The 12,450-nt window shown below is 74.8% G+C and carries 11 protein-coding genes; 2 read left to right on the forward strand and 9 right to left on the reverse strand.

What is annotated here, in order from left to right:
* Positions 1–9: 9 nt before the first annotated feature.
* From hutI to Q0967_RS13005, 3 genes are all read right to left on the reverse strand, one after another.
* Entirely contained in the window at positions 10–1,212 is a 1,203-nt protein-coding gene (hutI, locus tag Q0967_RS12995) for an imidazolonepropionase (protein WP_298749868.1), read from the reverse strand.
* 101 nt (positions 1,213–1,313) lie between these two features.
* A complete protein-coding gene (locus Q0967_RS13000; RefSeq protein ID WP_299450459.1) occupies positions 1,314–2,732 on the reverse strand; it encodes an amidohydrolase family protein in 1,419 nt (472 codons plus the stop codon).
* Positions 2,729–3,982 carry an allantoate amidohydrolase gene (locus Q0967_RS13005; protein WP_298749872.1) on the reverse strand — a complete coding sequence of 418 codons (1,254 nt, stop codon included), beginning with the start codon at positions 3,980–3,982 and terminating at the stop codon, positions 2,729–2,731. The genes Q0967_RS13000 and Q0967_RS13005 overlap by 4 nt, the downstream gene beginning before the upstream one ends.
* An 88-nt stretch (positions 3,983–4,070) precedes the next feature.
* Here Q0967_RS13005 and Q0967_RS13010 point away from each other — a divergent pair, with 88 nt between their 5' ends.
* Positions 4,071–4,556 carry an aminoacyl-tRNA deacylase gene (locus tag Q0967_RS13010; RefSeq protein ID WP_298749874.1) on the forward strand — a complete coding sequence of 162 codons (486 nt, stop codon included), beginning with the start codon at positions 4,071–4,073 and terminating at the stop codon, positions 4,554–4,556.
* 37 nt (positions 4,557–4,593) lie between these two features.
* On the opposite strand, the gene Q0967_RS13015 is transcribed toward Q0967_RS13010, so the two are convergent.
* The 5 genes from Q0967_RS13015 to Q0967_RS13035 all read right to left on the reverse strand — a co-directional run bounded on the left by Q0967_RS13015 (position 4,594) and on the right by Q0967_RS13035 (position 10,622).
* Complete coding sequence (locus Q0967_RS13015) at positions 4,594–5,019, reverse strand: PPOX class F420-dependent oxidoreductase (protein ID WP_299450463.1); 426 nt, start codon at positions 5,017–5,019, stop codon at positions 4,594–4,596.
* Between the two features lie 73 nt (positions 5,020–5,092).
* Positions 5,093–6,412 (reverse strand): YjiH family protein, encoded by a 1,320-nt coding sequence (locus Q0967_RS13020; RefSeq protein WP_299450466.1) that lies wholly within the window; start codon positions 6,410–6,412, stop codon positions 5,093–5,095.
* A gap of 1 nt (position 6,413) precedes the next feature.
* Positions 6,414–8,072 carry a urocanate hydratase gene (gene hutU / locus Q0967_RS13025; RefSeq protein ID WP_367181623.1) on the reverse strand — a complete coding sequence of 553 codons (1,659 nt, stop codon included), beginning with the start codon at positions 8,070–8,072 and terminating at the stop codon, positions 6,414–6,416.
* A 30-nt stretch (positions 8,073–8,102) separates the two neighbouring features.
* Complete coding sequence (gene hutH, locus Q0967_RS13030; RefSeq protein WP_299450468.1) at positions 8,103–9,710, reverse strand: histidine ammonia-lyase; 1,608 nt, start codon at positions 9,708–9,710, stop codon at positions 8,103–8,105.
* Between the two features lie 174 nt (positions 9,711–9,884).
* Positions 9,885–10,622 carry a glutamine amidotransferase gene (locus tag Q0967_RS13035; protein WP_299450470.1) on the reverse strand — a complete coding sequence of 246 codons (738 nt, stop codon included), beginning with the start codon at positions 10,620–10,622 and terminating at the stop codon, positions 9,885–9,887.
* A 25-nt stretch (positions 10,623–10,647) separates the two neighbouring features.
* Between Q0967_RS13035 and Q0967_RS13040 the strand changes: the two genes are divergently transcribed.
* Positions 10,648–11,283, forward strand: coding sequence for an ASCH domain-containing protein (locus Q0967_RS13040; RefSeq protein WP_299450473.1), 636 nt, complete (start codon positions 10,648–10,650; stop codon positions 11,281–11,283).
* Between the two features lie 51 nt (positions 11,284–11,334).
* On the opposite strand, the gene Q0967_RS13045 is transcribed toward Q0967_RS13040, so the two are convergent.
* Entirely contained in the window at positions 11,335–12,354 is a 1,020-nt protein-coding gene (locus Q0967_RS13045; RefSeq protein WP_299450476.1) for an NADP-dependent oxidoreductase, read from the reverse strand.
* Positions 12,355–12,450: the final 96 nt, after the last annotated feature.

The following is a 12,450-nucleotide window of genomic DNA, read 5'->3' on the forward strand; positions in this document are numbered from 1 at the left end:
GCGGACGGCTCAGATCTCCAGCGCCCGCACGATCGGCACCCCCACGCGGTAGGGGATGTGCAGGACGCTGGGGGCGGCGACCACCGCCAGGTCGGCGCGGCGGCCCACGCGCACCTGCCCGACGTCGTCGCGGCGCAGGGCGCGCGCACCGCCGACGGTGGCTGCGCGCAGCGCCTCCGCGGGGGTCATGCCCATCTCCCGGACCGCCAGCGCGATCATCAGCGGCATCGACGAGGAGCTGCACGTCCCGGGGTTGCAGTCGCTGGCGAGGGCGACGTCGACGCCGGCGTCGATGAGGCGACGCGCGTCGGGATAGGGCTGGCGCGTCGAGAACTCGACGCCGGGCAGCAGGGTCGCGACCGTGCCGCTGCCGGCCAGGGCGTCGACGTCGGCGTCGGTGAGGAAGGTGCAGTGGTCCACGCTGGCCGCACCGAGCTCGACCGCCAGCTGCACGCCCGGGCCCTCGGACAGCTGGTTGCCGTGCACCCGCAGCTCGAGCCCCGCCGCCCGGCCCGCCTCGAGGACGCGCCGCGACTCCTCGCCGTCGAAGGCATACCTGCTGGCCGGCTCGCAGAAGACGTCGACCCAGCGGGCGTGCGGCGCGCAGGCCGCGAGCATCTCGCCGCAGACCAGGTCGAGGTAGGCCTCCCGCCCGCCCTCGCCGCGGGCGTCCGGCGGCACGACGTGGGCGCCGAGGAAGGTGGTCTCGGTGGTGACCTCCCGGGCCAGGCGCAGTGCGCGGACCTCGTGCTCGACGTCGAGGCCGTAGCCGCTCTTGATCTCGACGGTGGTGGTGCCCTGCGCGCGCATCTCGGCGACCCGCGCCTGCAGGAGGGCCCGGAGCTGGGCGTCGGTGGCCTCCCGCGTCGCGGCCATGGTGACGGCGATGCCGCCGCCGTCGTAGGGCTGCCCGGTCATCCGGGCCGCGAACTCGGCCGACCGGTCGCCCGCGAAGACGAGGTGGGAGTGGCTGTCGACGAAGCCGGGGATGACCGCCTGGCCGCCGAGGTCGATGGCCCAGTCGGTGTCGGGCGCCTGGGCAGCCGGCCCGACCCACTCGACGACGGGGGCCGAGTCCTCACCGCCGCCCCCGACCACGAGGGCGGCGTCCTCGACCACCCCCAGCCCCCGGGTCAGCGGCGACCCGCTGCCGTCCTCGACCGTCTCGTCACAGGTGACGAGCTCACTGATGCCGGTGATGAGCATGCTCATGCGTCGATCCTCTCGCGTCGTTTCCTCATGCGTCGTCCCGCTCGCACCTCACGCCGCCCCGCGCCCTCCTGCACCGGGCGGGCGGGGAGGGCGGGCACGGGTCAGTCCCGCCACAGCGGGCCGATCGCGTCGGCGAGCAGGCGGCCGACGTCGCCCAGGCGGTGCCGTCCGCCCTCGACGACGACCGCGCCGCCCACCACCACCGTGTCGACGTCGGCGGCGCCGGCCGCGAGCAGGAGCTGCGCGGCGTCGGCGCCCGCCGTCCGCACGGTGTCGTCACGGACGGCGACGAGGTCCGCCCGCGCACCGACCTCGAGGCGCCCCGCGTCGGGCCAGCCGATGCTCTCGTGCGCGGTCGCGGCGGCCAGCAGGTCGGCCGGGCCGAGACGACCGCGCTCCAGCGTGGCGAGCCGCTCGTGCATCTCCAGCGCCCGCGCCTCCTCGACGAGGTCGACGACGGCGTGCTGGTCGGACCCGAGGGACAGGCGGGCCCCGGCCTCCCGCAGCGCCCGCGCCGGGCCGATGCCGTCGGCCAGGTCGCGCTCGGTCGTGGGGCAGAAGCAGGCCCAGGCCCGGTGCCGGCCCAGGAGCTCGACATCGGCCCCGGTGAGGTGGGTGGCGTGCACGGCGGACAGGTCCGGGCCGAGGACCCCCTCCGCTGCGAGCAGCCCGGTCGGGGTGAGCCCGTGCGCGGCGAGGCAGGCGTCGTTCTCGGCGGGCTGCTCGGACAGGTGCAGGTGCAGTGGTCGCCCGGCCCGGTCGGCCCCGCTCCCGGCCCCGCCGTCCACCGCCGCCCGGCGGCGGCCCGCGGCGTCCGCACCCTGGTCCGCCCGCGCCCAGTCGGCCACGACCCGCAGCTGGTCCCGCGGCACGGCCCGCACCGAGTGGATCGCCGCCCCGACCCGCAGGTGCGCCGGGCCGCCGTCGGTGTGGTCACGCAGGTCCTCCGCCCGTAGCGCCCACGCCTGCGCGTCCAGGTCGCCGAAGCGCAGCTGCGGACCCTCCAGCTCGGCGTACCCCGCGCCGTCCAGCCCGCCGGCGAGGTAGCACGTGTCGAGCAGCGTCAGCCGGATGCCCGCGTCCGCCGCAGCCTGCACCAGCGCGTGCCCCATGGCGTTGGGATCCATGTAGCGCCGGCCGCCCGGTGCGTGGTGCAGGTAGTGGAACTCCCCCACCGCCGTGATCCCGGCGAGCGCCATCTCGGCGTAGACCGCCCGCGCGAGCCCCAGGTAGGAGTCCGGGTCGAGCCGCGCGGCCACGGCATACATCCGCTCGCGCCACGTCCAGAACGTCCCGCCGCCGTCGTGCGTCCGCCCGCGCAGCGCCCGGTGGAAGGCGTGGCTGTGCGCGTTCGCGAGGCCGGGGAGGACGACGCCGGGCAGCCGGTGGTCACCGTCCTGCGCGGGTATGCCGTCGCCCACCTCGACGAGACGCCCCGCCTCCACGACGAGCCGGACGTCGCGGCGCACCCCGTCGGGAAGGTGCGCGGCGGCGGCGTGGAAGGCGGTGCGCCCGCTCACGACGGCTCACCGACGAGGTCGGCCACGCACGCGGCGAGGGCGTCCACGCCCGCGTGGCAGTCGTCGGGCTCGGCGTGCTCGGCCGGGCTGTGCGACACCCCGGTGGGGTTGCGCACGAAGAGCATCGCCGTCGGGACCCCGGCCCCGGCGAGGATCCCGGCGTCGTGCCCCGCCCCGGTCCCCAGCACCGGCACGCTCAGCTCGGCCCGGGTGCCGAGCACCCCGCGCAACCGGTCGGCGAGGTCGGCGTCGAAGCGGGTGGTGGGGGTCCACGACTCGCGGGTCACCGTGGCGCCCGCCGCGGCCGAGCCCTCGGTGAGGTCGGCGACGAGCGCCTCGACCTGCGCCTCGTCGGCGCCGCGGGCATCGAGCCAGCCGGTGACGTGGGAGGGGATGGCGTTGACCCCGCCCGGGGTGACGGCGACCTTGCCCACCGTCGCGACGCACCCACGGCGCCCGGCGGCCTCGCGGGCCCCGAGGACGAGGTCGGCATACCCGAGCATCGCGTCCTGACGGTCCTCCAGCAGCGTGGTGCCGGCGTGGTTGGCCTCCCCCGGGAAGTCGAAACGCCAGCGTCCGTGCGGCCAGATGTCGCTGCCGACCGCGACCGGGGCGCCGAGGTCGACGAGCGCGCGGCCCTGCTCGACGTGCAGCTCGACGAAGCACCCGACCCGGGATAGGGCCTCCTCGTCGCGGCCGAGCTGCGCGGGGTCCCGCCCGGCCGCCGCCAGGGCCTCGGCGTAGGTCAGGCCGTCGACGTCGGTCAGCGCCCTGGCCCGGTCCGCGTCCAGCGCCCCGGTGAGCACGCGGGACCCGGCGCAGGCGATCCCGAAGCGGGCCCCCTCCTCGTCGACGAAGTGCGCGACGGCGACCGGCACGGCGGGGAGGACCCCCTGGGCGCGCAGCGCGTCCAGGGCGGCGAACGAGCTGACCACCCCGAGCGGCCCGTCGAAGGCGCCGCCGTCGGGCACCGAGTCGAGGTGCGACCCGATGACGACTCCCCGACGGCCGGAGCGCGCGGCCTCGTCGACGCTGCCGGGCCCGTCCCACCACCAGGCCCACTGGTTGCCGACGCGGTCCTCCACGAGGTCCAGCCCGCGGGCGACCGCCTCACCGGCGAACCACTCCCGCAGCTGCGCGTCCTCCCGGGTCCAGACGAAGCGGCGGTAGCCCCCGCTCCCCACCCGGCCGACCCGGTCGAGGTCGGCCCACAGGCGGTCGAAGGTCCGGAGGTGCTCGGCGTCGCTCACCTGCCCGACTCTAGGGGCGCCGACGCCCGGGCGGCAGGGGCGCCGCAGCCCCGGAGTCTCGGATGCCGGACGGCATACCCTGGGCACCATGAGCGAGGAGCGCGCCGTCGCGGCGGTCGAGGCCGCCGGGCTGGAGTATGCCGTGACCCGGCACGGTCGGGTCGGGAGCCTGGAGGAGGCGGCCCGGGCCCGGGGTGTCGAGCCCCGCGACATCGTCAAGACGCTGGTCGTGCGCCGTGGCGAGGGCGACCACCTCTTCGTCCTCGTGCCCGGCGACCGCGAGATCTCCTGGCCCAGGCTGCGCGCCCTGCTCGGGGTCAACCGGCTCTCCATGCCGGACGCGGAGACGGCACGGGAGGCGACGGGCTACGAGCGCGGCACGATCACGCCGTTCGGCTCGACCACGGCCTGGCCCGTCGTCGCCGACGCCTCGCTGGTCGGCGACCCGGGGCGGCTCATCTCCCTCGGCGCCGGCGCCCACGGCGTCGCGGTCACCGTGCAGGCCGAGGCCGCGCTGCGGGCCCTGGACGCGCAGGTCGCCGAGGTGACCGAGGTCGGCGGCACCGGCGGATGAGGGCGGCAGGCCCCGTCGTCCCCAGCCGCACCGCCGGTCAGGCGGCGACGTCCTCCTCGGGCCGGACGAGCACGACTACGTCGCCGTAGCTCAGCTTCTTGCGGCGGCTCGCGAGCGTGCCGAGGACGCGGAACACCCGCGTCTGCCAGCCGTACTTCTCCCGCACCCCGGCCTGGACCTCCTCGAACTCCGGCCCGCTCTGCACCATCTCGGCGGTGCCCTGCACCGGGAGGGTGCCGGGTGTCGGGGTGCCGCCGCGCGAGCACGGCTGCACGAGCACGCGCGGGGTGTGACTCATGCGCTTGGTCTTGCCGGTGCCCATCGTCGTGTAGAACCCGATGCGCTCGCCGTCGCGCAGCGTCACCACCCAGACCGGCGTCGGCACGCCCTCGCCGCTGCGCCGGAAGGTGGTGAGGAGGATGAACTCCTCGGCCCCGAGCCGCTGGACCTCTGGTGACGTCATGGTCCCGAACCTACGCCGTGCTCAGCGTCCCGTGGGAGTCGGCCACGGTCACGACGTCCACGGGACGCTCGTGTCAGAACAGCAGCAGCCCCACCGGGATGGCGAGGACCAGGCTGAGCACCACCCGCTCGAACCAGATCACCAGCAGCCGCGGGATCGACACCGGGATCTGCGTGCCGACCAGCGAGGGGACCATCGCCGAGAAGAAGATGACCTGGCTGACGCAGACCACGCCGACGACATACTTCACCGACATCGCCGACTCGGCGACCAGCGCGGCCGGCAGGAACATCTCGGAGACGCCCAGCGCCGCGGCCTTGGCGACGAGCAGCGGCTCCGGGATCTGCAGCGCCCAGGTGATCGGGTAGAAGAGGTACCCCAGCCAGTCGAACAACGGGGTGTACTCCGCCAGCACCAGCCCCAGCAGCCCGATCGACAGGATGCTCGGCAGGATCGCCATGGCCATCTTCACCCCGTCGACGAAGGTCGAGGCGACCACCCGGCCGATGCCCGGGTCCGCGGCGACGGTATGCCGTGCCTCGTCCCACGCGGCGGCGACCCGGCTGCCCTCGACCTCGCGCTCGGGGCGCGCCTCGACGCCGGGCGCCGTCTCGTCCGGCATCCGGCCCAGCGGTGGGATGCGGACGGTGACGGCGGTCACGACGAAGGTGATGAGCAGGGTGGACCAGAAGTAGAGCGACCAGTGCTGCATGAGGTCGAGGGCGTTCGCCACGACGATCATGAAGGTCGCCGACACGGTCGAGAAGCCCGTCGCGATGACCATCGCCTCGCGACGCGAGTACTTCCCCTCCAGGTAGACCCGGTTCGTGATGAGCAGGGCCAGGGAGTAGGACCCGACGAAGCTGGCGACCGCGTCGATGGCCGAGCGGCCCGGGGTCCGGAAGACGGGGCGCATGACCGGTCGAGCCAGCACCCCGATGAACTCCATGAGCCCGTAGCCGGTGAGCAGCGCCAGGAAGATCGCCCCGATCGGCACCAGCAGGCCCACGGGGACGACCAGCGCGTCCAGCAGGAACGGGCCCATGCCGTCGGCGAAGAGCCAGGCCGGACCGACGCCGAGGACAAGCATGACGCCGACGACCAGCCCCACGACGCGGGCCGCCGAGAAGACGAGGTCGGTCGTGCTGCGCCGCCAGCTGCCGGTGACCCACGGCTGCACGGCGCCGGCGAGGATGAGCGCGAGGGCGTACCACGGCAGGACGGCCGGGACCGCCTCCCGCAGCCAGGACACGACGTGGTCCAGCGGGATGGTGCTGCGGCCACCGAGGGTGACGGGCACGAAGAACATGAGGACGCCGATGGCGGAGTAGACGAAGAACTTCCACATCGGGGCCCGCTCGGGCGCGACGACGCCCCCGGTCTCGGTGCTCATCTCACTCCCCCTCCCGCATGGGCACCCGCACGCCACGCTCGGCGGCGACCTCGTCGGCGCGGTCGTAGCCGGCGTCGACGTGCCGGATGACTCCCATCCCCGGGTCGTTGGTGAGGACCCGCTCGAGCTTGCGCCGGGCCAGGTCGGTGCCGTCCGCGACGCTGACCTGCCCGGCGTGCAGCGAGCGCCCGATGCCGACGCCGCCGCCGTGGTGGATCGACACCCAGGACGCCCCGGACGCGGTGTTGACCATGGCGTTGAGCAGCGGCCAGTCGGCGATAGCGTCCGAGCCGTCGGCCATCGCCTCGGTCTCCCGGTAGGGACTGGCCACCGAGCCGCAGTCGAGGTGGTCGCGGCCGATGACGAGCGGGGCGCTGACCTCCCCGGAGGCGACCATGTCGTTGAAGCGCACGCCGGCCCGGTCCCGCTCCCCGTAGCCGAGCCAGCAGATCCGCGCAGGCAGCCCCTCGAAGGACACCTTGTCCTGGGCGCCGCGGAGCCACTTCTGCAGGTGGTCGTTGTCGGGGAAGAGGTCCATGACGGCCCGGTCGGTGGCGGCAATGTCCTTCGGGTCACCGGAGAGGGCGGCCCACCGGAACGGGCCCTTGCCCTCGCAGAACAGCGGCCGGATGTAGGCCGGCACGAACCCGGGGAAGTCGAACGCCCGGTCGTAGCCGCCCTGGCGGGCCTCGTCGCGGATGGAGTTGCCGTAGTCGAAGACCTCGGCGCCCTCGTCCAGGAACCCGACCATCGCCTCGACGTGCCGGGCCATCGACTCCTGGGCCCGGTCGGTGAACTCCTCGGGCTTCTTCTGCGCGTAGTCCTGCCAGTCGGCCAGGTCGATGCCCGTCGGCAGGTAGGACAGCGGGTCGTGCGCGGAGGTCTGGTCGGTGACGACGTCGATGTCGACGCCCCGGCGCAGCAGCTCGGGGAACACCTCCGCGGCGTTGCCGACGACACCGACCGAGAGGGCCTCGCGAGCGCCCTTGGCCGCGAGCACCCGCTCCACCCCGGCGTCGAGGGAGTCGGCGACCTCGTCCAGGTAGCGGGACCGGACCCGACGCCGCAGCCGCGCCTCGTCGACGTCCACGACGAGGCATACCCCGCCGTTGAGGGTGACCGCGAGCGGCTGCGCACCGCCCATCCCCCCGCAGCCGCCGGTGAGCGTGAGGGTGCCGGCCAGCGTCCCGGCGAACCTCTTGGCGGCGACCGCCGCGAAGGTCTCGTAGGTGCCCTGGAGGATGCCTTGGGTGCCGATGTAGATCCACGACCCGGCGGTCATCTGGCCGTACATCGTCAGCCCGAGCTGCTCGAGCCGGCGGAACTCCGGCCACGTCGCCCAGTCACCGACGAGGTTGGAGTTGGCGATGAGCACCCGCGGCGCCCATTCATGCGTCTGCATCACTCCGACCGGGCGGCCGGACTGGACCAGCATGGTCTCGTCCTCGCGCAGGTCGGTGAGGGTGCGGACCATGGCGTCGAAACTGCTCCAGTCGCGAGCCGCGCGGCCGGTGCCGCCGTAGACGACGAGGTCGTCCGGGCGCTCGGCGACCTCGGGGTCCAGGTTGTTCATGAGCATCCGCAGCGGGGCCTCGGTGGCCCAGGAACGTGCGGTGAGCTGGGTGCCGCGGGGTGCGCGGACGGGGCGGGCGCCTTCCATGGTGGTCTCCTTCGACGTGGCGGTGTGCGGTCAGCTGAGCAGCCCGGTGACCCGCTCGGCGGCGGCGCGGACGCGGCCGTCGAGCACGAGGTCGATGACGGTCTCGATCTCCGGGCTGAGCTGGCGGTCTGGGCCGGGGCCCTCGACCCCGGATCCGCGGAGCAGCGCCACGACGGCGGCGGTGGCGGGGGCGGGCGCGAGCGGGGCGCGCAGGTCGAGGGCGCGGGCGGCGGTGAGCACCTCGATCGCCACGACCCGGGCGAGGGCGTCGACGGCGCGGCGCAGCTTGCGGGCGGCCCCCCAGCCCATGCTCACGTGGTCCTCCTGCATGGCCGAGGAGGGTATGGAGTCCACGCTCGCCGGGGCGGCGAGCCGCTTCAGCTCGGCGACGAGGGCGGCCTGGGTGTACTGCGCGATCATCAGCCCGCTGTCGGTGCCGGGGTCGTCGGCGAGGAAGGGCGGGAGTCCGTGGCTGCGGGCCACGTCGAGGAAGCGGTCGGTGCGCCGCTCGCTGATCCCGGCGACGTCCGCGGCCACGATCGCGAGGAAGTCCAGCACGTGCGCGACGGGGGCGCCGTGGAAGTTGCCGTTGGACTCCACCCGCCCGTCGAGGGTCACGACCGGGTTGTCGACGGCGGCGGCGAGCTCGTGGTCGGCGACGGTGCGGGCATACCCGCAGGTGTCGCGGGCCGAGCCGTGCACCTGCGGCGAGCAGCGCAGGGAGTAGGCGTCCTGGACGCGGGTGCACGCCTCCGTGCGGTGGGACTCCCGGATCGCGCTGCCGCTCAGCAGGGCGCGCAGGTTCTCGGCGGAGCGGGCCTGGCCGGGGTGCGGGCGCAGGGCCTGCAGGTCGGCGGCGAAGACGTCGTCGGTCCCGAGCTGGCCCTCGACGCTCATGGCGGCGGCGACGTCCGCGGTGGTGAGCAGGGTGCCGAGGTCGTGGAGGGCGAGGACGAGCATCCCCAGCATGCCGTCGGTGCCGTTGATGAGGGCCAGCCCCTCCTTCTCGGCCAGCTCGACGGGCGCGATGCCCGCGCGGGCCAGGGCCTCCCCGGCCGGGAGCAGCTCCTGGGGCGTCTGCGTCCAGGTGGCGTGGTCGGCGCCCGCGGCCGGGCCGACCCGCACCATGCCCTCGCCCATGACGGCGAGCGCGCAGTGGGCCAGCGGGGCGAGGTCGCCCGAGCACCCGAGGGAGCCGTGCTCGCGCACGACCGGGGTGATGCCGGCGTTCAGGAGCGCGGCATACGCCTGGGCGGTCTCGAGCCGGACGCCGGTCCGGCCGGTGGCCAGCGTCGAGAGCCGGAGCAGCATGAGGGCCCGGGTCACCTCGCGCTCCACCTCCGGGCCCGAGCCCGCGGCGTGGCTGCGGACCAGGCTGCGTTGGAGCTGCGCGCGCTTCTGCGGCGGGATGCTCGTCGTGGCGAGCGCGCCGAAGCCTGTCGAGATGCCGTAGTGCGGCCGGCTGTCGCCGGCCAGCTCCTCGATGATGCGGCGGGTGGCGGTGATGCCCTCGGCGGCCTCGTCGGACAGGGTGACGCGGGCACCGTGCCGGGCGACGGCCACGACCTCGGTGAGCGACAACGGGCCGACGCTGGCGACCACCTCGGTCGGGCTGTCGGGTTCGGGAAGGCGGCTCATGCACACCATTAAGCCGCTGCCGGCCCGCCGCGTCACCAGCCTCCGGCGCCTCGGTGTCTCAGATCCCGGACTCCATGCCGCGCGGGTCACGCCGGCCCACCCCCGAGGGGACCTGAGCAGAGAAGGATGCCCGACGCAGGTGGTGCACCCCCTGCCTCGGGCGGTTCTCTCTGCTCAGGTCGCGGTCGGGCGCCCGAAGCGCTCGACGAAGGCGGGCAGCAGGCCCCGGACGGGCCCGAGGTCCACCGACCTCGCCTGGGCCACGATGGGCGCGACCTCCTCGGGCTCGCAGTAGCCGTGCCCGGCGTAGATGTGCAGCCGGCGCTCCAGCGACTCCGCGTCCAGCTCGGGGTGGAACTGCGTGGCGTAGACATGCCGCCCGATCCGGAACATCTGCGTCGGGCAGCCCGCCGAGGAGGCGAGCAGCACGGCCCCCGGCGGCAGGACGGCGCAGGCCTCCTTGTGGCCGACGATCGCGTGGAACGGGTCCGGCATACCCGCGAGCAGCGGGTCGGCCCGGCCCTGCTCGGTGAGCGAGACCTCCACCGCCGCCGGCGCCTCGCCGTACCTGCGGTCGACCGTCCCTCCGCAGGCCAGCCCCAGCAGGCCGATCCCGTAGCACGCCCCCAGGAACGGCACGTCCGCCTCGACCACCCGGCGGACCAGCGCCGCCAGGTCGCGCTCGACCCGCTGCTGCACCTCCCCCTTGTGCTCGTCGGAGGCGTTGAACGGGCTGCCGCCCAGGACGATCCCGCTGTAGGCCTCGAGGTCGACCGCCGGCAGCGGCGCCGCCTCGACCCGCACCCGGTGCAGCTCGGCCTCCGCCAGGCCGGCGTAGCGCAGGAACCCGGCGTACTCGTCGTCCGCGGCGTCGTCCTCGGCGCGCGTGCCGAGCAGCAGGAAGGGCCTCACACCCGCAGAGCCTAGGGTGGGCGGTGTGGACGAGCCGACACCGACCGACCAGGAGCAGAGCCGGCGCGACCGCGCGATCGCGGCCTTCTGGGCCGACGCGCGCATCCGCGGCAAGCTCAACCGCATCGAGGTGTATGCCGGGGGGCAGGTGAGCGACACCCTCCCGCCCCCGGCGTGGAGCTTCGGTGACGAGGACGACCCGACCACCGCGGACCGGCTGCTCGAGCTCGTCCTGGACGGCCGCAAGACCGCGACCGCGAGCGCCTACCGCGACTACGAGGAGGAGGCGCGGCAGCGGGGGGCCGGACCCGTCGACGACACACCCGGCGACACCCTCACCCGGGCCCGGGTCGGCCTCGACCTGGCCCTGCCCGAGCCGGGCCTGCTGTCGATCATCCTCGACGGGTCGGGCCAGCCTCGGGCCCTGGTGCGGATCACCGACGTGGAGGTGTGCCGCTTCGCCGACGTCACCGAGGAGCACGCCCGGCTGGAGGGCGAGGGCGACGAGAGCCTCGAGCAGTGGCGGGCCGTCCACCGCGAGGCCTTCGCCGCCACCGCGCCGCACGGCGAGCCGGTCGACGACGACACCCTCGTGGTCCTCGAGCGGTTCGAGGTGCTGGTGCCGGCGTCCGCCCGGAGGGCCGCGCGACGGCATACCTGAGGCGCGTCGCGGCTGCGCCCCCCTACCCGGCGGATCCGGGCGGTAGCGGACTCAGACGCGCACGAGCATCTTGCCGGTGTTGTCGCCGCGCAGGAGGCCGAGGAAGGCGTCGACCGCGTGGTCGATGCCCTCGACGACGGTCTCGCGCGACCGCAGCTGCCCGGAGGAGAGCCACCCGGCGGCGCGCTCGGCGAACTCGCCCGCGAGGTCCTGGTGGTCGGCGACGAGGAAGCCGGTCATCGTGCCGCGCACCTGGATGAGCCGCGCGAGGTTGCGCGGGCCGGGCGCCGGCTCCGTGTCGTTGTAGCCGGAGATGGCGCCGCAGATGGCGATCCGCCCGCCCTGGCGCAGGGCCCCCACGGCGGCCTCCAGGTGGTCGCCGCCGACGTTGTCGAAGTAGACGTCGACCCCGTCGGGCGCGTGCTCGGCGAGCTGGGCGGCGACGTCGCCGTCCTTGTAGTTGAAGGCCGCGTCGAAGCCGAGGTCGCCGACGAGGTGGTCCACCTTCTCCTGCGAGCCGGCGCTGCCGATGACGCGGGCCGCGCCGAGGGCCTTGGCGATCTGACCGGCCACGCTGCCGACGGCGCCGGCGGCCCCGGAGACGAAGACGACGTCGCCCTCGCGCAGCTGGGCGATCCGGACCAGCCCGGCGTAGGCGGTGAGCCCGGTCATCCCGAGCACCCCGAGGTAGGCCGAGGCCGGGGCGGCGTCGGTGTCGACGACCCGCGCGGAGGCCGCGTCCACCACCGCCTCCTCGCGCCAGCCGAGCTGGTGCAGCACGTGGTCACCCACGGCATACCCCGGCGCGCGGGACTCCTGGACGACGCCCACGGCGCCGCCCTCCATCGCCCGGCCCAGCTCGAAGGGCGCGACGTAGGACCGGGTGTCGTTCATCCGGCCCCGCATGTAGGGGTCGACGGAGATGAGCTCGTTGCGCACCCGGATCTGGCCGTCGCCGAGCTCGGGCAGCTCGCTGGTGGCGAGCTCGAAGTCGGACGGCTCGGGCCAGCCGTGCGGGCGGGCGACGAGGCGGACCTCACGGGCGGGGGCGGTCTGGTCGGCAGTGGTCACGGGTGAGAACCTCCGGTGTCGGGTGCGATGCTCAGGACTCTCGCTGCCAACACGCGCTTGACGCGAGGTATGCCCCGCAACCCCCGAGGCCCTACC

Source organism: uncultured Serinicoccus sp. (assembly GCF_947500995.1).
GTDB lineage: Bacteria > Actinomycetota > Actinomycetes > Actinomycetales > Dermatophilaceae > Ornithinicoccus.

Excerpts from the sequence above, each read along its gene's own strand:
- hutI (WP_298749868.1), bottom strand. The coding sequence starts at position 1,212 with ATGAGCATGCTCATCACCGGCATCAGTGAGCTCGTCACCTGTGACGAG.
- Q0967_RS13015 (WP_299450463.1), bottom strand. The coding sequence starts at position 5,019 with ATGACGTCACCAGAGGTCCAGCGGCTCGGGGCCGAGGAGTTCATCCTC.
- Q0967_RS13020 (WP_299450466.1), bottom strand. The coding sequence starts at position 6,412 with ATGAGCACCGAGACCGGGGGCGTCGTCGCGCCCGAGCGGGCCCCGATG.
- hutU (WP_367181623.1), bottom strand. The coding sequence starts at position 8,072 with ATGGAAGGCGCCCGCCCCGTCCGCGCACCCCGCGGCACCCAGCTCACC.
- hutH (WP_299450468.1), bottom strand. The coding sequence starts at position 9,710 with ATGAGCCGCCTTCCCGAACCCGACAGCCCGACCGAGGTGGTCGCCAGC.
- Q0967_RS13010 (WP_298749874.1), top strand. The coding sequence starts at position 4,071 with ATGAGCGAGGAGCGCGCCGTCGCGGCGGTCGAGGCCGCCGGGCTGGAG.